This window comes from Streptomyces sp. NPDC057638, assembly GCF_042800315.1.
Lineage (GTDB): Bacteria > Actinomycetota > Actinomycetes > Streptomycetales > Streptomycetaceae > Streptomyces.
In genome coordinates this window covers 1-17,828 of record NZ_JBHVHF010000165.1, presented here as the reverse complement: position 1 = coordinate 17,828, position 17,828 = coordinate 1, and the positions used below count along the sequence as shown (strand labels likewise).

The window sequence follows — 17,828 nt, the reverse complement described above, 5'->3', positions numbered from 1 at the left end:
CCCGCCATACGACCCCGGATCACCGTGGACCGCTCAGCGGATCACGGGTTTCCGACGATCGTCGGAGAGGTGGTGCCACCCGCGGGGGCCCGCACCCGGTAGGCGCCGTTGAAGCCGGGGTTGTCGCCGTTGGCGGTGATACCGGCGCAGCCCGGGCTGGCGTTGGAGACGGTGAGCTTGCGGGTCGCGTTGGTCGAGATGGTCAGCGTCCCGGTGGAGTTGCGGTAGGAGGTCTGCACCTGGCCGGTGACCCTGAAGCTGCATGTCAGGACGGTCAGCGTGGCGTTGACCCGGTCGATGTAGCCGGTGGTGGTGCCGGTGGAGGCGGCGTAGTCCGCGCCCCACAGCCGCCAGGGGGTGCTGGTGTTGGCGACCGGGGTGACGGGTCCGACCGGGCTGGTGCAGGGGTTGGCCGTGGTGCCGAAGGTGGCCGAGGTGATGTTGCCGATGTGTCCCGGGCTACCGGTGGCGTTGAAGAGCGAGCCGCCGGCCGAGGCGGTGGGACATGTCAGCGGTATCCCGTTGAGGTTGAGCACCGTGTTGGTCGACGAGGCCGAGAAGGTGACCGGCGACGTGGGACCCACGGTCCAGCTGCTGGGCGCCGCGGTGGCGGGCCCGGAGGCGAGGGCGAGGGCGGCGGTCGCCCCGACGGAGACCAGAGCGGCCTTTCTCAGAGGGTGGCGCACGGATGGATCCTCCGATTTCGTCAGTGAGATGCATTGCTGGAGCGGACGCGCACCACGGCCGTGTGGGGGAGAACGTGGAGCGCGCTGGAGCGAACCCTGTCCCGAGCGGTTGTCAGGATTCGGCCACGCACGATCTGTGACGGTGCGAGACGTTACTTGCGGGAAACATGGCGCACAATCCCACGGTTCAAGATTCTCCGCACCGATTCTTTTCCTCGTACCGGAGTCAGTGGTTCGCCGCCGTGAATTATCAGAAGGTGCGCAACTTCCAGGGCGAACAGGGGCTCACGCCCGCGCATTCGCCGGACCGCCTGTCACGCCCTCAGTACCCGGAGGCGGTGGACACCGGCCGACTGCCGACGCGTTCCCGGTGGTGCGCCGGAGTGGGCGAATGGCCGGACCACCCCGCCCGATCCCCTCGCTCACCCACGAGCGGAAGGCGACTCACCGGTTATCAGTGGCTGAAAATGTATTAACGAAGCCCGCGGAGCCATCCGGATTCACCCGCCTTTTCCCCGTCCGCCGCATTTCCGGCACCACCTCTCCCCGCCCCCGGAGAGCGTTTTCTTGCCCAGTGGATCTCCCGCACGCTCAAGTGGTGTTCAGTTCCCCGGGCGTGCTCTATGTTCCTTGGGCCGAGGGGAGGCTTCCTTGGGCCGAGGGGAGGCAGCATGCCGGGAACGGCGAACCCACAGCCGGTGAAACAGCCGCCGGTGAACCCACAGCCGGTGCGGGCACAGCCGGTGATCCCGCAGCCGGTGACCGGCGAGACACTGGGGCCCCTGCCGCAGGAGTTCGCGGACATCCTCCGCCCCGAAGTGCCCAGCCTCATCCAGGAGATCGGCATCGAGGTCACCCGCGCCTACCCCGAGTACGCGCGGCTGCTCGACGGACCCTATGGACACGGCATCCGGGTCGGTGTCGAGGAGAGCATCTCCGTCTTCGTCGACCAGGTCGCCGAGCCCTCGGCCCCCTCCGCGCTCCGGGACGAGATGTGCCGCCGCTTCGGCCGCTACGAGGCGTACGAGGGCCGCCCGCTCGACAGCCTCCAGGGCGCCTACCGGCTCGGCGCCCGGGTAGCGCTGCGCCGGGCGAAGAAGGTGGGCCGCAGCTACCAGCTCTCCCCCACCGTGATGCTGAGCTTCGCCGACGCCCTCTTCGCCTATGTGGACGAGTTGGAGGCGCTCTCCCGCGAGGGCTATCTGGAAGTCCGGGCCCGCTCCGGCGAACAGCACGAGTCCCTGCGGCGGCGGCTGCTCCATCTGCTGCTGGCCGGGCCGCCGGTGTCCCGGGTCGCCGTGGACGAACTGTCCGAACAGACCGGCTGGCCGGTGCCCGAGCGGGTCACGCTCGTCGCGCTGCGCTCCCCCGCCGTGCTGGACCGCGCCGACATGGACCCCGACGTCCTGGCCGATCTCAGCGACCCGCTGCCGCACTTACTGATCCCGGGCCCGGTCGACGAGGCCCGCCGGGCGATGCTGGACAGCGCCCTCTTCGGCAACCGCGCCGCCGTGGGACTGACCGTGCCCACCCACGACGCCCACCACTCGGTGCGCTGGGCCCGGCGCGCCCTGGAACTGGTGGACGGCGGGGTGGTCGGTGACGCCCCGCTGATCTTCGCCGAGGACCATCTGGTCGCGCTCTGGCTGCTCTCCGACCCCGTGCTGCTGGACCGGCTCGCCGAACGCGAACTCGCCCCGCTCGGCGGGCTCACCCCCTCCCGCCGGGACCGGCTGGTGGACACGCTGCGCATCTGGCTGGACACCCGGGGCACGGCCGCGCAGATGGGCGCGCTGCTGGATGTGCATCCGCAGACGGTCCGCTACCGGATGCGGAATCTGGACGCGATCCTCGGCGACCGGCTGGTGGACGCCGAACGCCGCTTCGCCCTCGAACTGGTGCTGCGCGCCCAGGGCCTGCGCGAGGGGCTGGGGCCCGTCTGACGGATCGGGCCGGCCCGCTCGTGTCCGATGGGTGCGCAACCTCACGCGGGGGTCCGACCGGCTCCGTACGCCCGGCCCGCTGACACCGTACGCCCAGGTCCGCGAGGGTTCGCCGACTCGTCGCGCCACGCTGTGCGACGAGCGATGAACCCTTGGTGGCCGCCCGGTTCGGGCCGGATGCGCGGGGACGCGTATGGTGGTTCGTCGGTGCCGCCCGGCCCCGCCCGGGCTGCCCGGGTGGCGGAAGAGAAGGAAACCCCAGCGTGATCGCCCCGACACTCGTTCCCGTGCCGATCCCCGACCGCGTGGCCGCGATGATCGGCTCCTGTATGCCGCACCACGTGCTGCGGGCCGAGATCGAGGCGGACTGCGCCATGCGGGAGCTGTACCGGCCCTCCCTCTCCTCGGGCCGGGCCGACCGGGAGTACGCGCTGTCGGTGCTGGCACGGGCCAACAAGGTGCTCGGGGCCTACAACCCCCGGCTCATCGTCCGTCCCGGCCGCTACCACTGACCGGGACCACCGTCCCGTAGGGACATCGCGCGGCGACCGCCACCGCCGGTACGCGCGCACTCACCCGGCACACCGGTACGGGCGTCCGCTCACCCGATGAACCGGCACGGACACACACGCACGCACTCACTCACTCACTCACTCACTCGATGAACGTGCCGTCCACATAGACCCAGGCCCCGTTCTCCCGGACGAAGCGGCTGTGTTCGTGCAGCTCACCGCGCTGGCCGTGGTGGCGGTAGCGGGCCCGGAACGTGACGGTCCCCTCGGTGTGGAAGGCGCTGCCGTCCGTGGTCTCGCCGATCTCCAGCCCGCTCCAGCGCATCGCGGGGTCCAGCTCCAGATTCCCGGGCCGGGTCGCGGAGTGCCAGGTACGCAGCAGATAGGCCGGATCCGCGACGACGAAGGCGCTGTAGCGGGAGCGCATCAGCAGTTCGGCGGTGGGGGCCTGCGCCGGGCCCGTGTGGAACCGCCCGCAGCAGGCTCCGTAGGCGGCGGGCAGTCCACACGGGCAGGGTGACTCGACGGTCACCGTGGGTTCGCTGGTGCGCCGGGGGCGGGTGATGCGTGAGGCCATGGCTCCATTCTCCCGCCGATGGCCGGACCGGACGAACCCGGCCCCTGTACCCGCGCTCACCGCACCAGCCGGACCCTCCCCCGCGACGGCCACGGCGCACCACCCCGATGGCCCGCCGGCCCGCTGACTCCGGCACCAGCGCCGGGCCAGGCCCACCTCCCCCGTACCCCCACGGCTGTTCCCTCAGCGCCGCCCGCTGCCGCGCGGGTGCCCGTACCCCACCTGGATCTCGTCGATCTGGAGCTGACGGTGGAACCTCGGTACGGTCTCCGCCGCCCAGGTGGAGTCGATCTCCAGCCGGATATAGCGGGTGTACCGCGTGCCCAGGTCGATGAAGCGGGTGCCCCGCGCGCTCTCCAGCACCCCGGCCCGCACCGGTGCGCCCCAGGTGGTCCCGTCCCGGCTCAGCGAGACCCGGTAGTCCTTGATCCGGGCGGAGTCCTCGGCCCGGCCGAAGGTCTCCCGGTTGTACGTCGGTGACCATTCGCGCTGGTTGATGCCGAGGAACCGGGCCTTGCGCACCCGCCCCAGATCCAGCGTCAGCGCCACCGGCACCCGGGCGTCGGAGTCCCAGTACGTGTCGTAGCCGCCGTCGGTGAGCGCGGCGGCGGGGTGGCCCTGCTTCTCGGCGGTGGCGCTGGCCGTCACCGTGCGGGCGGGGTGGACGCCCTCCCGCCGTGGGTGGGTGTCGACGGCGAGGACCGTGTCATACGGGTCCCAGGCCGCCACGCCCTTGACGGTCAGTGAGCCGTCCCGCTGCTCGAACGCCAGCTTCCGGCCGGTGCGCAGATCGCTCACCCGCCGCACCCGGTGGCCGTTGTCGCGCACGGTCACCTGGTCGCCGCTGCGGGGCGGGGTGGTGACATGGAGGTACTGGCGGGTCGGCCGCTGCTCGCTGATGGTGACATAGCCGTAGGCGCCGTCGCTCCACGCGCCGGGCTGGAACCCTCCGTACCGGTAACCGCCGCCCACGACGCCGGAGAGCGAGGACCAGATCGGCGGGAGATAGTCCTTCATGAAGTCGGTGAACCGCTGCTGCTGGGGCGGAAAGCGGCCGTCGACCATGGCGGTCAGGTTCATCAGGGACTTGATGGAGGTGCCCGCGTTGGCGACATACCGGCCGACGTTGAGTCCGGTGGAGACCGGGCGGTCCTGGCCGTCGTACCACCAGGAGCCGGTGTCGGGGACCTTGTAGCAGGACTCCGTCAGCCGGGGCATCGGGGTCCAGATGGCCGACGGCTGGTCATAGGGCGGGGTCATCCCGGTCTTCTGCTCATGGGAGACCATGTCCATGATCGGAGTGTCCTCGTTGTTGTTGCTCAGCGTCATGTCGGGACGCCGTTCGCGGATCTGCTCGTAGAGCTTGTTCCGCTCCCAGTACTCGTTGTCGTTGTCGATCCAGAACCCGGCCAGCTCCGGGTAGTCGGCCATGACCTCGAAGAAGAGGTCGTACGAGTACGCACCGAAGCCCTCGCGGGTGGTGAGGTCCACCGGGCGGCCCTTGTGGGCGGAGTAGGCGGCCGAGTCGAGGGTGGTGAAGCCCTGCTCGCTGTGCCACTTGGGGTCGTCGGTCATATAGAGGATGACCTCGACGCCCTCGCGGTTGGCGGCCTTGACCAGCTCGCCGAGGATGTCCCGCTCGGTGGCGCAGCTGCCGGGGATCCGCGACGGCCAGGGCCGGGCGTAGCCGAGCCGTGAGTGGAAGGTGGCGAGCACGATATAGCTCGCCCGCAGCTTCCTCGCCTCCGCCACCCAGTAGTCGGGCGTCCAGCCGCCGTCGGTGACGGCCTTCTCCCAGGCCCGGCAGTCGGTGTGCAGGGGCCGGGTGAACATCCCCCAGTGGAGGAAGAGTCCGGCGGTCGCCTTCCGCAGCATCTCCTGCCGGGCCGGGTACGCGGGCTCCGCCGCGGGCTGTGCGGACTGGGCGGGCTGCGCGGTGGAGGGAGTGGCCAGCAGCAGCCCGGCCAGGAGCGTCACGGTCGCCGTCCACAGGGGCACGGCACGCTGTCGTCTCATGGGTGGACCACCTCGGAGCCGTTGACGAAGACCTGACGGATGGTGAGGTCGCGCGCGAAGCCGATGACGTTGGGGCTGGCCATGGTGGTGAACCGGCAGCGTTCGAGGTGGACGCCGACGAAGGGGTCGGACTCCAGCCCCTCGAAGTGGAGGGCCCGGCGGGCCCCGTCGTGGACCATGTCCTCGACCTTGATGTTGCGGATGACGGCGGGGCGGCTGCCCTGCTGGTTGGCGTAGCGGGTGGTGAGGTAGACGCAGTCGCGGTCGATCTGGCGGCCGGTGAAGCGCCGGATGTAGACCCCGTCGATAAAGCCGCCGCGCTTCTTGTTGGTCTTGATGAAGACGGGGTGGCGGGGGTTGTAGCGGCCGGGGAAGTCCACCGGGTTGATGGAGCAGTCCTCCGCGTACACGTTCCGTACCCCGCCGGACATCTCGCTGCCGACCGCGACCCCGCCCCAGCGGCCGGAGAAGACGCAGTTCCGGATGACGATGTTCTCGCTGGGCACCCCGATCCGGATGCCGTCCTCGTCGCGGCCCGACTTCACCGCGATGGAGTCGTCCTCGGTGTGGAAGCGGCAGCCGGTGATCAGCATGTCCGCGGTGCACTCCGGGTCCACGCCGTCGCTGTTGTTGATCCGCCCGATGACATCGACGTCCTGGAGGGTGACATTGCGGCAGAGCACCGGGTGGATGGTCCACATCGGGGGCTCCAGGATCGTCACGTCCTTCATCAGGATGTTCTCGCAGCGGTAGAACTGGATCATGTTGGGCCGCAGATGGTGCCCGTCACCGAAGACCCGGTCCTGGACGGGCACGCCCTCGGTGCCCATCCGGCGCAGCTCCGCCTGGTCGACCAGGGCGTTGCCGCCGGGGTCGCGCCAGCTCTTCCAGGGGCCCGCCATCCCCTGGCCGTCCAGGGTGCCCGCGCCGGTGATGGCGATGTTCCGCTGGCCGTGGGCGTAGACGAAGGACGAGTAGTTGTAGCACTCGGTCCCCTCCCAGCGGGTGAGGACCACGGGCAGGAAGTCCCTGGGGTCGGTGGAGAAGAGGACCGTGCCGCCCTTCTGGACATGCAGCTCGACATTGCCGCGCAGCTGGATGGCGCCGGTCAGGAACCTGCCGGGCGGGACGACCACCCGGCCGCCGCCCGCCGCCGCGCACGCGTCGACGGCCTTGCGGAAGGCGGCGGTGTTCTTCCGGCGCCCGTCGCCGACCGCGCCGTACCGGGTGATGTCGAAGCGGCGGTCGGGAAAGGTGGGCGGACAGATGCGGGCGAGGATTTCCGGGACCCGGTCCCAGGGGTCCTGGGCGAGCCGGGCGACGGTGGCCTCGGCGGCGGCGACCGTCCCCGCCGGGAGCACGGTCGGCAGCGCGGTGGCGACGGCGGCCGTGCCCGCGGCGGTCAGGAAGGAGCGTCTGCTGGTGGGGCTCACGGTGCACACACCTCTCAGGCACTCGGGCGGGGGACGGCGATGTTCTGGTAGCGGTCCCAGCCCTGGGAGATTCGGGTGAGGTACTTGTCCGCCTCGGCCGCGTCGCGGATCCACTCCCACTCACCGGTCGTGGACCTGTCGGGGTAGGCCCGCATCTCGTCGGCGATGGCCCGCGTGGCGTCCAGGCCGCGCCAGATCAGCCGCTTGAGGGCGTCGGTCTGGTGCTCGGCGCCCCGGACGTAGATCCGGTAGCCGAAGTAGGCGGTGGTGACGGCCTGGTGCAGCCGGGCGGTGAGCAGGGTGCGCTCGAAGTAGGCGGTGAGCTGGCCGCGGTGCCCGGGGCTGAGGTGCGGCGCCGCCCGCCGGACCTCGCTCAGGGCGCGTTCGGCCTGCCGCACCCCGTACGCCTTCTCGGTGAGCACATCCCGCAGATAGGTGTGGTTCATCGCGTTGGTGTCGGTGAGCCAGCCGTTCTCCCAGACATGGGGGTTCTCGCGCTTCATGGTGGCCGAGGTCTTGCAGTACGACGGCGCCAGGTGCTCGATCACCCCGGTCCAGAAGTGGTAGCGCTTGTTCACCCCGTGCCGGACGACGGTGTACGGGGGATCGATCCACTTGCCGGAGATGGAGCGGTCGTAGCTGGAGCAGTAGGGGTCGTAGTCCAGCCGCGAGTGGTTGGCGTTGTTGGTGCCCAGGGTGTACATGACCGAGGTGATGATCTCGTACGAACGGGAGAGCGCCGACGCGATGTGCGGCGCGGCCCGGCGGCCGTAGGTACGGGCGGCGAACTCGCGGTAGAGCGCCTTGGGGCTGACCCGGCGGTCCCGGTCGGCTCGGTGGAGCGCGTAGAGGTTGATCTCGGTGGGGGTACCGGTGATCCGCGATTCCTTGTAGCGGTCGGTACGGGCCACATAGCCGATGACGTTGCGCTGCTTCTGGTAGTAGCGCATGCGGTTGACGTGGTCCTCGGTGAAGGCGTTGGCGATCTTCCCCTGGCCGTGGTACTCGCCGGTGGTGTCGTACTCCACCAGGACCGGGCGCGTGATCCGGGTGACGGTGGTGTCCACCGGGTGGGTCATGAAGAAGTCATGCGGCATCGCCTTGATCATCACCTTGGCGGCCTGGTTGCCGACCAGGTCGATCGCCTTGATGGTGCGCTCCATCTCCTGCGGGAAGTAGCCGAAGGTCCGCAGGTAGAGCCCGAGTCCGCGCTCCTCGTTGACGACGTCGGCGACCTGGTCGACCAGATAGGCGAGCTTGGCCTCCTCGGTCAGCAGCCGGGTGGAGTGCTGGCGCTCCACCCGGGCGCCGGTCTCGATGAAGGTCAGCACGACGGCGTCCACCCGGGGGACGAGGTCGAGCATCTCCCGGTAGTCGTTCCTGAACCACACCCAGAACTCGGGGTCGTCCAGGTCGATGGTGCCGCCGGGCCCGGTGCGGAACCGCTCGGGGTAGTAGTCGAGCCGGTAGAGCGCGTGGTCCCAGATCGCCACCTCGCCGATGCCGGCGCGATGGGCCGCGTCGGTGATCCGGTTGGCCTGGACCCGTCGCCGTTCCTCCCGCACCTGGCGGAGGTCATGGACGATGTGGTGGCTGATCTGGAGGTGGTTGATGTCGTACGAGGGGGCCTTGGCCAGCACGTCGTCGGCGCCCTGGTCGCTGTCGGAGAGCAGGGTCCAGCCCCGGACGGCGGAGCCGTGGCCCGGCCCGGCGGTGCTCGCGTCCGTCGCGGCTGTCGCGGTACGGGTGCCCGTCGAGGCTGTGTCCGTCGTGCCCGGCGCGGCGGGAGTGGTACGGGTGCCTACCGTGCCCGTCGTGCCCGTCGTGCCCGGAGCGGTCCGGGCGTCCACCGGCTGGATGGCCCCGGCCAGCGCCATGCCCACGGCGGCGAGCAGCACCGTCCAGCGGCGCACCACCCCCGTCGAGATCATGCTCATGACACCTCTATCCCGTTCACGGTGACCTTGCGCCGGGTCAGACCGTCGGTGAAGGCGACCGTGTCGGGGCCGCGGACCCCGGTGAAGTCGCTGTCGGAGAGATGGACCCCGCGCAGCCGGTCGCTCTCCAGACCCACCAGGTTGAGCACCGCGCGGGCACCGTCGATCCGGAACCGGCTCAGATGGATGTCGGTCACGGAGACCGGGTGGGTGCCGCCCTCGCCGCTGTTGTAGTTCATGTTCACGAAGAGCACATCGCGCTCGACCGCACGGCCGGTGACATCCCGTACGTACACGCCGTCGATGGCGCCACCGCGCTTCTTGCTCGCCTTGAGGTAGACCGGGTACTTCACCGGATAGTGCCCGGGGAAGTCGGGCGGGTTGATCCGGCAGCGCTCGGCGAAGACGTTCCGTACCCCGCCGGACATCTCGCTGCCCACGGTGATCCCGCCCCAGCGGCCGGAGAACGAGCAGTCCTGCACCACGATGTTCTCGCTGGGCACGCCCACCCGGTGGCCGTCCTCGTCCCGGCCCGACTTCACCGCGACGCAGTCGTCGTTGGTGTTGAAGCGGCAGCCGTGGATATGGACATCGCGGGACGCCTCGGGATTGCAGCCGTCGGTGTTGTACAGCAGGCTCTCGACGGTGATGTCCCGGACGGTGACGTTCGAGGAGAGGACCGGGTGCACGGTCCACATCGGCGGGTCGACGATCGTCAGATCGCTCACCAGCACATCGCGGCAGCGGTAGAACTGCACCATCGCGGGCCGCAGATGGTGACCGGCGCCGAAGACCCGGTCCTTGACCGGGACCCCCGTCGATCCCATCTGGCGCAGCAGCCGCTGGTCGGGGCCCTGGAGCCCGCTGGTGCGGTACCAGGACTCCCACGGGCCGCGGCGGGCCTGGCCGTCGAGGATGCCCTGGCCGGTGACGGCGACGTTCCGCCGGCCGTGGGCGTAGATCAGCGGCGAGTAGTTGTAACACTCGGTCCCCTCCCAGCGGGTGGGGACCACGGGGAGGTAGTCGGCCGGATCGGGGCTGAAGGCGAGGATCCCGCCCTCGCTCACATGGAGTTCGACCCCGTCGCGCAGATGGACCGCGCCGGTGACGAACCGGCCGGCCGGCACCACCACCCGGCCGCCGCCCGCCCGGTGGCAGGCGGCGATGGCACGGCGGATCGCGGCGGTGTTGAGGGTGGCGCCGTCACCGACGGCGCCGTAGTCGGTGATGTCGAAGGCGCGGCGCCGGAAGGTGGGGGGCCGGACCCGGGCGAGGATGAGCGGCACCTGGCTCCAGCCCCGGGGGGCGGCGGTGGGCAGCGCGTCGGCCGCTTGGGCGGAGGTCATGGGCAGCGCGCTGCCCGCCGCCAGCGCTCCCCCGGCCACCAGGGCCGAGCGACGCGAAGGGTGCGGTTGCATGGGACGTCACCTCTCAGAAGGGGGGTACCCAGGGGGTCGGGTCTCGTGCGCGCGGGAGGTCAGTGGGGGGCCCGCTCGGACGAGACCCGGGTGACCAGCTGGGTGGGATTGACGAAACGCAGCGCGATCACCAGCAGCACCAGCATCGAGAACGTGTACATCACCGCCATGGCGTCGATCGACTGCTGGGTGCGGATCCCGGCCGAGAAGACCGCGTAGTACAGGGCGACGATCAGGGTCTGGCTGTCGGGGCCCGCCGTCAGGAAGGTCAGCTCGAACATCCCGACCGTCCGCACCAGCACCAGCACCGACGCGGCCAGGATCCCCGGCAGCAGCAGCGGCGCGAGGATCCGCAGCAGCACCGAGGCGGTGCGTGCCCCGCACATCCGGGCCGCCGCCTCGATCCGGGGGTCGATCTGCTCGATGAACGGGGTCATCGTCAGCACCACGAACGGCACGGACGGCACCAGATTGGCCAGCACGACCCCGGTGAGGGTGCCCGCGAGCTGGAACTTGTAGAGCACGGTCGCCAGCGGGATGCCGTAGGTGATCGGCGGCACCAGGATCGGCAGCAGGAAGAGCAGCAGCAGCAGCTTCTTCCCGGGGAAGTTCCGCCGGGCCAGGGCGTAGGCCGCGGGCACGCCGATCGCCACCGAGACCGCCACCACCAGCACGGACACCAGTGCCGTGGTCCAGAACACCTGGCCGAGCGAGAACTCGCGCCAGGCCGATCCGTACCACCGGGTGGTCCAGCCGTCGGGCAGCCAGCTGGTGAACCAGCGGGTCCCGAAGGAGTCCACCAGCGGGACCCCGACCACACCGGCCAGCTGGACGAAGAAGAAGCCGAAGACGAACACGGTCACCCAGGTGCCGAGCCGCCCGGCGCGACGCCGCCGGGGGGCGGTGCCGCCCGGCGCCTCGGGGTCCGTGGTGGACCCGTCCCCGGTGGCACGGGACAGGCCGCCGGTCCTGTGCTGGGGCGCCTCACGCATCAGCCCTTGCCTCCCGTGGAGCCCCGGTACAGCATCGACCGCCAGGCGAGCACCACCAGCACCACCGCCATCATCGTCGCCGCCATCACCATCGCGATGGCCGAGCCGAGCGAGTAGTCGAACTTCTGGAAGGCCGCCTGATACGCCTCGATCGAGATCACATGGGTCTCCCCGCGGGGATCACCGACGAGCTGCGCCGAGGGGAAGACCGCGAACGCGAGCACGAAGGAGAGACAGAACGTGATCGCCAGCCCCGGCGCCAGCAGCGGCAGCGTCACATGGCGGAACCGCTGGAGGCGCCCGGCGCCCAGCGTCGCCGCCGCCCGCTCCAGGCTGGGATCGATCCCGGTCAGATAGGAGAGGGTGAGCAGATACGCGAACGGGAAGCCGGTGATGACCAGCGAGGCCGCCACACCCCAGTAGTTGTGCACCAGCTCCAGCGGGGCGTCGATGATCCCGGCCTCCAGCAGGGCCTTGTTGAGCCAGCCGCTGGGACCGAGATAGCCGAGCAGGCCCTGGGCGGTGAGCACGGTCCCCAGCGTGATCGGCATGACCAGCAGGGTGGTGATCAGCCGCCGTCCCCGGAACGCGCCCCGGGTGCGGAACGCCACCGGCACGGCGGCCAGGCAGTTCACCAGCGCCACCGGCACCGCGAGCCCCAGGGTGATCCCGATCGTCTCGCGGAGATAGGGGTCCGCGAAGAACTCGCGGTAGTTGGCGAGGGCTCCGCCGCCCCGCTGCGGCTGGAAGGAGAGCTGGAGCCCGTAGAGGAAGGGATAGCAGAAGAGCAGCACCAGGAAGACCGCGCCGGGCGCCAGCAGGATGAGCGTGCGGTCCACCCCGCGCTCGGCGAGCCGGTGCCGCAGCGTGGGACGGTCCGCCGGGGCCCGGGGGCGCGACGGCGCGGGAGCGTGCGGCGCCGTGGTCATGGCCCGACCGCTTCCGTCGGTTCCGTGACGTCCGTGAGCGCGGCGGCCCGGCCCTCCGCGCCCGGAGGCTCGCCCGATGCCTCCGTTCCATCCGTTCCATCCGTTCCATCCGGGGCGAAGACCAGCACCCGGCGGGGGTCGGCGGCCAGTTCCACCGCGTCCCCGGGCGCGAGCCTGCGGCCGGTACGGAAGTGGATGCCCTGACCGGTCGCGAGCCGCGCCCGTACCGCCAGTTCCCGGCCGTGGTACTCCACCACCTCCACGGTCACCGGGAGCCCGGCCGTCCCCTCCGCCGCGATATCGAGGTCCTCCGGACGCAGCGCCACCACGCCCGGGGCCCCCGGCCCCAGACCGCCCCGGTCGATCCCGGTCAGCGCGGTGCCCGCCAGGGTGAGCGCGAGCATGGGGCCGTCGGCGGCGGTGACCGTCACGTCCAGCATGTTGCGGTAACCCATGAAGGAGGCGACATAGCGGTTGGCGGGCTGACCGTAGACCTCCTCCGGGGTGCCGATCTGCTGGGTCAGCCCGTCCCGCAGCACCACCAGCCGGTCGGCGAGGGAGAGCGCCTCCTCCTGGTCGTGGGTGACGTAGACGGTGGTCAGCCCGAGGCTCTGGTGCAGCCGGCGGATCTCGGTGCGCATCTCCAGCCGCAGCGCCGCGTCCAGATTGGACAGCGGCTCGTCCATCAGCACCAGCCGGGGCTCCAGCACGATGGCGCGGGCGATGGCCACCCGCTGCTGCTGACCGCCGGAGAGCTGGCCGGGCCGCTTGTGGGCGTGCCCGGTGAGCTGGACCAGCTCCAGCGCCTCGGCGGTGCGGCGGACGATCTCGGCCTTCGCCACCTTGGCCATCCTCAGCCCGAAGCCGACGTTGCCCCGCACGGTGAGATGGGGGAAGAGGGCGTAGTTCTGGAAGACCATCCCGAAGCCACGCCGCTCGGGCGCGATGTGGTCGACGCGCTCGCCATCGAGCCGGATCGAGCCGCCGGTGAGCGGGAGCAGCCCGGCGAGGCAGTTCAGGGCGGTGGACTTGCCACAGCCGGAGGGCCCGAGCAGCGCGACGAACTCACCGCCCGCGATATCGAGACTCAGCTCCCTCAGGGCCGCGTGACGGCCGAAGCTGCGCGAGACCCGGTCCAGCCGGAGCGTGGAGAAACGGGACTTCATTCCCTGATCACATGGACCTCTCGCTCGGGAGCGGTAGCGGTAGCGGTAGCGGTACGGTCGGATCCGGGCCGGTCCCGGGGCGCGGGCGGCTCGGGGCGCGGGCGGGCCCGGCGGGGCTCAGCCCCCGGCCACCTCGCGGTTCCACAGGTCGAACGCCTTCACCTGCTGGTCGGCGGGGAGCGAGGGCTTCTTGGGGAAGGTGTCGATCCAGCGGTCGAACTCGGGGACGCCGAACTCGCGGAGGGTGGCGCGGGACTTCTCCGGCGCCATGGACAGCGGCACGTTCTTGATCGCGGGGCCGGGGTAGAAATACCCGTCGTCGTACGCCTTGGCCTGCTGCTCCGGGGTGAGCATCCACCTCACGAGCTGGAGGGCCGCGCTCATGGTGTCGGCGTCCACGCCCTTGGGGACCACCGCGTACTGGGCGTCCGTGACCCAGGTCATCGCGTCGAAGTGCCCCGCCCGCATCCGCTGGGGTACGGTGCCGAGCGCGCGCGGGTTGATATACCAGCCCGTTGTGGTCATGATCATGTCAACTTGCCCACTGGCCAGGTTCTTCATGGTCTCGGTGGTCCCGGAGCCATAGACACCGATGTACTTGTCCAGCTCCTTGAGGTACGCCCAGGTCTTCTCCCAGCCGTTCACCGGGTCCCGGGGGTCCTTGTCCCCCAGCAGATAGGGCAGCCCCATCAGAAAGGTGCGCCCGGGGCCCGAGTTGGCCGGATCCGCGTACTGGAACCGCTTGGGGTTGGCCTTCGCCCACGCCAGCAGCTCCCCCGGGGTCCGCGGCGGCTGGGCCACCTTCTCCGGGTCGTACTCGTAGAGCGGGCCCGAGGGGTAGTACACGATCGCGGTGCCCCGGCCCTGGGCCAGCTTCTGCATCTCGGCGGCGGGCTCCAGATAGTCCGGCGTACCGATCACCGACTGGTGCTCGGCCATGGACGACCACAGGTTCTGCGCGATCCCCGCCGCGAGGCCGTCGGTACCGGTGAGCACCAGATCCACCTGGACCCGGCCCGCCTGCTGCTGGGCCTTGATCTTCCCGGCGAGGTCCGGGGCGGGGGCCTTGGAGTAGGTGACCTCGGCGATGACGTCCGGATGCTCCTTCACAAAGGCGTCGATCATGCCCTGGGTCAGCTGGAGGTTCCCCGCGACATCCAGGATGTCCAGCGTCACCGGCTTGGCGGGCTTCTCCGGGATCCTCTTCGACCCGCCGTCCCCCGGATCCGGGCTGTCCGCGCCGGGCGCGCCACAGCCGACCGCCACCAGGGCCAGCAACACCCCGGCGACCCCGACCCTCACTGAACGGCGGTTCGGTAAACGGGACATGGCGTCAGCCACCCCTCTGGATGAGATAGCGCTTACCGGGCCTTGTGCCCGAACAAGGTCCACCCCACCAGAGGCCCTGTCAAGAGACCGAGCCGGTGGAACCACGAACCCGCAGTTCGACGGGGACGACTTCGGGCTCGATATCCTCGTCCCCGGCCATGATCCGCCCCAGCGCCCCGCCCGCGAGCCGCCCCAGCCGATCGCGCGGAACCGCTACCGTCGTCAGCGGCGGCGCGGAGAACCGGGCCATGTCGATCTCGTCGAAACCCGTCAGCGAGACATCGTCCGGGACCTTCACTCCCAGCTCGGCGAAGCGGGCGAGCACCCCGAGGGCGACGAAGTCGTTGTACGCCACCACCGCCGTGGCACCGCTCTCCAGCGCGGCGGGCGCCCTCGCGTACCCCTCGTCCGTGGTCGACCCGCAGGGCACGGTGACCACATCGAGCCCGAACGCCTCGGCCCCGGAGAAGGCCCGCAGCCGCTCCCCGTTGGCCCAGGCGTGCTCGGGCCCCTCCAGATAGACCACCCGGCGGTGCCCGAGCCGGGCCAGATGCCCGCAGAGCGCCATGATCCCCCGGAAGAAGTCGACCGTGATCGAGTGCAGCGCCAGCCCCGCGACCTGGCGGTTGGTCACCAGCATGGGCGTGCCCCGCCCCGCCAGCGCCGCCAGATCGGCCCGGGGCATCCGGGGCGAGCAGAGCAACAGACCGTCCGCGTAACGGATCAGGTCCTCCGTCAGCTCCCGTTCCACCCCCGGGTCCTCGTCCGAGTCCATCACGATCACCCGGCTCCCGGCGTCCCGCGCCACCACCGAGACCGACTTGATGATGTCGTGGAAGTAGGGATTGGCCAGATCGGGCACCAGCACCCCGATCGTCCCCGACCGCCCCCGCGCCAGATCCTGCGCCGCCGCGCTCGGCCGGTACCCGAGGTCCACGATCGCGGCGCGCACCCGCTCGGCGAGCCTGGGCGCCACGGTGTCCACCCCGTTGAGCACCCGCGAGACGGTCGCCACGGAGGCCCCCGCCTCCCGGGCCACGTCGGCGATCGTGACCCGCTTCGCACGCTTGGGGGCAACCATCGACGCTCTCCTTCGTGCGCGCGGCGGCACACCGGGGCGTCGAGGCGACCGCCGTCGGTGCGCACGGGCGAGAAACCGGTTTCTCGCCCGGAGAACGTAGCAGAGTTCAGGGCGGGTTTGACCCGGACGAGTGCGACAAAGGGCCTGCCAGGAAGGGGGGTTCACCTGGTGGGGCCGCCGCTGGTCCCTCCGCTCACCGGCCCGGCCGCCGTGACGCCTGTCGCCCGCGACGCGTCCGCGGGCCCCGTCCGTGAGCGGGGATCGCGTGCCTCTCCGCAACGGCCCGCCCGTCGCTCGGAACCGGTGGTCGCCGCTCGGAACCGAACGTCGCTCGGAACCGGTCGCGGTGGCCGTGACCCGACCGCGAACAGCCGAGCCGCGAACACGCGGTGTCCCGGCGCCTACGCTGAGAGGGACGAGCCGACCGGCAGAGAGGCGAGGCCGTGCCTGTTCCCGCTACCCCGGACCCGTACGCCGACCCGCTGGCCTTCGGGCAGCGGCTCCGGATCCTCCGGACCCGCCGGGGCGTCACCCGGGACCAGCTCGGCGGACTCGTGGCCCGCGGCGGCGCGTGGGTCAAGGCGCTGGAGACCGGCCGGCTGGGGATCCCCCGGTTCGATCTGGTGCTCCGGCTCGCCGAGGTGCTCCGGGTGCGGGACCTGACCGAACTGACCGGTGATCCGTCCGTGCCCGTACCGCTCTTCGCCGGTCCCGGGCACCCACGGCTGGCCGCCGTACGGGCCGCCGTCGACCGGCTGACGTTCGCGGGCGACCGGGAAGCGCCCCCCACCGCACAGCTCACCGCCCGACTGGAACGGGCCTGGGCGGCACGGCACGCCTCCGCCCACCACCGCGAGGTCATCGGCGCCCGCCTGCCCGAGCTGATCCACGACGCCCAGCTCACCGTCCGTCAGGCCGCGTCCGCCGTGGAGCGGCGGGCCGCCCAGTCGGCCCTGTCGGAGAGCTACTCCCTCGCCCAGTTCTTCCTCGCCTACCAGCCTGATGCCGCCCTCCTGTGGCGGGTCGCCGAACGCGGTCTGGTGGCCGCGCAGGAGTCCGAGCATCCCCACACCATCGGCGTGGCGGCCTGGCTGAGCGCCCAGGCCCACCGGGACGCGGGTCCCCCGCACTCCGACGCCGCCGACGCGGTCACCACGGCGACCCTGTCCTACCTGGAGCCGCTCCTGCCCGACGCTTCCCCGGACCTGATCGCCATCACCGGCGCGCTCACCTTCGAGGCCGGTCACACCGCCGCCCGGCGGACGGACACCGGGACCGCGTGGCGCTCCTGGGACCGGGCCCGGGAGATCGCCTCCCGGCTCCCGGAGGGCTACTTCCACCCCGTCACCAGCTTCGGCCGCGCCGTCATGGCGGCGCACGCGGTCACCCTCGCGGTCGAGCTGCGCCAGGGTGGAGAGGCCGTGCGCCAGTCGGCCGCGTCAGACGCGACCCCGATTCCCAGTCGGCCGCGCACGGCGCGACACCGCATCGAGGAGGCCCGGGGGTACCACCTGGACGGGCAGCCGGACGTGGCGCTGGCCGTGCTGGAGCGGGCTCATGAGAGGGCTCCCGAGACGATCGCGTACAACGGCTACGCGAAGGCGATCGTGCTGGAGGAGGCCCAGTCGAAGCACGCGGCCCGTCGACGTCGGGCATCCACCCTGGCGGTGACGCTCGGTCTCCTCGCGGCCTGACCCGCCGTCGGACATCGGGACGCGGAGACGGCCGCCGGGCGCGGAGACGGGCCACGGGGTGTCGCGGGGCCGCTCCCGTCCCCGGCGGGAGCGAGACCGGGTCTGAGGGCGGCGG

The 17,828-nt window shown here is 71.2% G+C and carries 14 protein-coding genes; 3 read left to right on the top strand and 11 right to left on the bottom strand.

Annotated features, from left to right (window positions below; genetic code table 11):
• Positions 1–41 precede the first annotated feature (41 nt).
• Positions 42–686 carry a hypothetical protein gene (locus tag ACFVIM_RS21615; protein WP_384303595.1) on the bottom strand — a complete coding sequence of 215 codons (645 nt, stop codon included), beginning with the start codon at positions 684–686 and terminating at the stop codon, positions 42–44.
• Between the two features lie 713 nt (positions 687–1,399).
• On the opposite strand from ACFVIM_RS21615, the gene ACFVIM_RS21610 reads away from it, so the two are divergent.
• Positions 1,400–2,629, top strand: a complete 1,230-nt coding sequence (locus tag ACFVIM_RS21610; RefSeq protein WP_384303593.1) for a helix-turn-helix domain-containing protein — start codon at positions 1,400–1,402, stop codon at positions 2,627–2,629.
• Between the two features lie 263 nt (positions 2,630–2,892).
• Positions 2,893–3,141 (top strand): hypothetical protein, encoded by a 249-nt coding sequence (locus tag ACFVIM_RS21605; protein WP_384303591.1) that lies wholly within the window; start codon positions 2,893–2,895, stop codon positions 3,139–3,141.
• Between the two features lie 142 nt (positions 3,142–3,283).
• Here the strand turns inward: ACFVIM_RS21605 and ACFVIM_RS21600 are convergent, their stop codons facing one another.
• The 10 genes from ACFVIM_RS21600 to ACFVIM_RS21555 form a co-directional block, all read right to left on the bottom strand.
• Complete coding sequence (locus ACFVIM_RS21600) at positions 3,284–3,718, bottom strand: YchJ family protein (protein WP_384303589.1); 435 nt, start codon at positions 3,716–3,718, stop codon at positions 3,284–3,286.
• A gap of 183 nt (positions 3,719–3,901) precedes the next feature.
• A complete protein-coding gene (locus ACFVIM_RS21595; RefSeq protein WP_384303587.1) occupies positions 3,902–5,734 on the bottom strand; it encodes an alpha-L-fucosidase in 1,833 nt (610 codons plus the stop codon).
• Positions 5,731–7,167: a glycoside hydrolase family 28 protein gene (locus ACFVIM_RS21590; RefSeq protein WP_384303585.1), complete on the bottom strand. Its 1,437-nt coding sequence runs from the start codon at positions 7,165–7,167 to the stop codon at positions 5,731–5,733. Before ACFVIM_RS21590 ends, ACFVIM_RS21595 begins: the two co-directional genes overlap by 4 nt.
• Positions 7,168–7,181: 14 nt before the next feature.
• Positions 7,182–9,104, bottom strand: coding sequence for a hypothetical protein (locus ACFVIM_RS21585; protein ID WP_384303583.1), 1,923 nt, complete (start codon positions 9,102–9,104; stop codon positions 7,182–7,184).
• On the bottom strand, positions 9,101–10,522 hold the full coding sequence (locus tag ACFVIM_RS21580; protein ID WP_384303581.1) for a glycoside hydrolase family 28 protein: 1,422 nt from the start codon (positions 10,520–10,522) through the stop codon (positions 9,101–9,103). Before ACFVIM_RS21580 ends, ACFVIM_RS21585 begins: the two co-directional genes overlap by 4 nt.
• Before the next feature lie 59 nt (positions 10,523–10,581).
• Positions 10,582–11,514: an ABC transporter permease gene (locus ACFVIM_RS21575; RefSeq protein ID WP_384303579.1), complete on the bottom strand. Its 933-nt coding sequence runs from the start codon at positions 11,512–11,514 to the stop codon at positions 10,582–10,584.
• Positions 11,514–12,443 carry an ABC transporter permease gene (locus ACFVIM_RS21570; protein ID WP_384303577.1) on the bottom strand — a complete coding sequence of 310 codons (930 nt, stop codon included), beginning with the start codon at positions 12,441–12,443 and terminating at the stop codon, positions 11,514–11,516. Before ACFVIM_RS21570 ends, ACFVIM_RS21575 begins: the two co-directional genes overlap by 1 nt.
• The gene (locus ACFVIM_RS21565) at positions 12,440–13,609 is read right to left on the bottom strand and encodes an ABC transporter ATP-binding protein (protein ID WP_384303575.1); all 1,170 of its coding nucleotides are present in this window, start codon (positions 13,607–13,609) and stop codon (positions 12,440–12,442) included. The genes ACFVIM_RS21570 and ACFVIM_RS21565 overlap by 4 nt, the downstream gene beginning before the upstream one ends.
• Before the next feature lie 117 nt (positions 13,610–13,726).
• Positions 13,727–14,938: an ABC transporter substrate-binding protein gene (locus tag ACFVIM_RS21560; protein ID WP_384303573.1), complete on the bottom strand. Its 1,212-nt coding sequence runs from the start codon at positions 14,936–14,938 to the stop codon at positions 13,727–13,729.
• A 79-nt stretch (positions 14,939–15,017) separates the two neighbouring features.
• A complete protein-coding gene (locus tag ACFVIM_RS21555) occupies positions 15,018–16,019 on the bottom strand; it encodes a LacI family DNA-binding transcriptional regulator (RefSeq protein WP_384303571.1) in 1,002 nt (333 codons plus the stop codon).
• A 443-nt stretch (positions 16,020–16,462) separates the two neighbouring features.
• Between ACFVIM_RS21555 and ACFVIM_RS21550 the strand changes: the two genes are divergently transcribed.
• Positions 16,463–17,713 (top strand): helix-turn-helix domain-containing protein, encoded by a 1,251-nt coding sequence (locus tag ACFVIM_RS21550; RefSeq protein ID WP_384303569.1) that lies wholly within the window; start codon positions 16,463–16,465, stop codon positions 17,711–17,713.
• Positions 17,714–17,828 lie beyond the last annotated feature (115 nt).

Coding starts and splice junctions, on each gene's coding strand:
- ACFVIM_RS21600 (WP_384303589.1), bottom strand. CDS start 3,718: ATGGCCTCACGCATCACCCGCCCCCGGCGCACCAGCGAACCCACGGTG.
- ACFVIM_RS21595 (WP_384303587.1), bottom strand. CDS start 5,734: ATGAGACGACAGCGTGCCGTGCCCCTGTGGACGGCGACCGTGACGCTC.
- ACFVIM_RS21585 (WP_384303583.1), bottom strand. CDS start 9,104: ATGAGCATGATCTCGACGGGGGTGGTGCGCCGCTGGACGGTGCTGCTC.
- ACFVIM_RS21580 (WP_384303581.1), bottom strand. CDS start 10,522: ATGCAACCGCACCCTTCGCGTCGCTCGGCCCTGGTGGCCGGGGGAGCG.
- ACFVIM_RS21575 (WP_384303579.1), bottom strand. CDS start 11,514: ATGCGTGAGGCGCCCCAGCACAGGACCGGCGGCCTGTCCCGTGCCACC.
- ACFVIM_RS21570 (WP_384303577.1), bottom strand. CDS start 12,443: ATGACCACGGCGCCGCACGCTCCCGCGCCGTCGCGCCCCCGGGCCCCG.
- ACFVIM_RS21565 (WP_384303575.1), bottom strand. CDS start 13,609: ATGAAGTCCCGTTTCTCCACGCTCCGGCTGGACCGGGTCTCGCGCAGC.
- ACFVIM_RS21560 (WP_384303573.1), bottom strand. CDS start 14,938: ATGTCCCGTTTACCGAACCGCCGTTCAGTGAGGGTCGGGGTCGCCGGG.
- ACFVIM_RS21555 (WP_384303571.1), bottom strand. CDS start 16,019: ATGGTTGCCCCCAAGCGTGCGAAGCGGGTCACGATCGCCGACGTGGCC.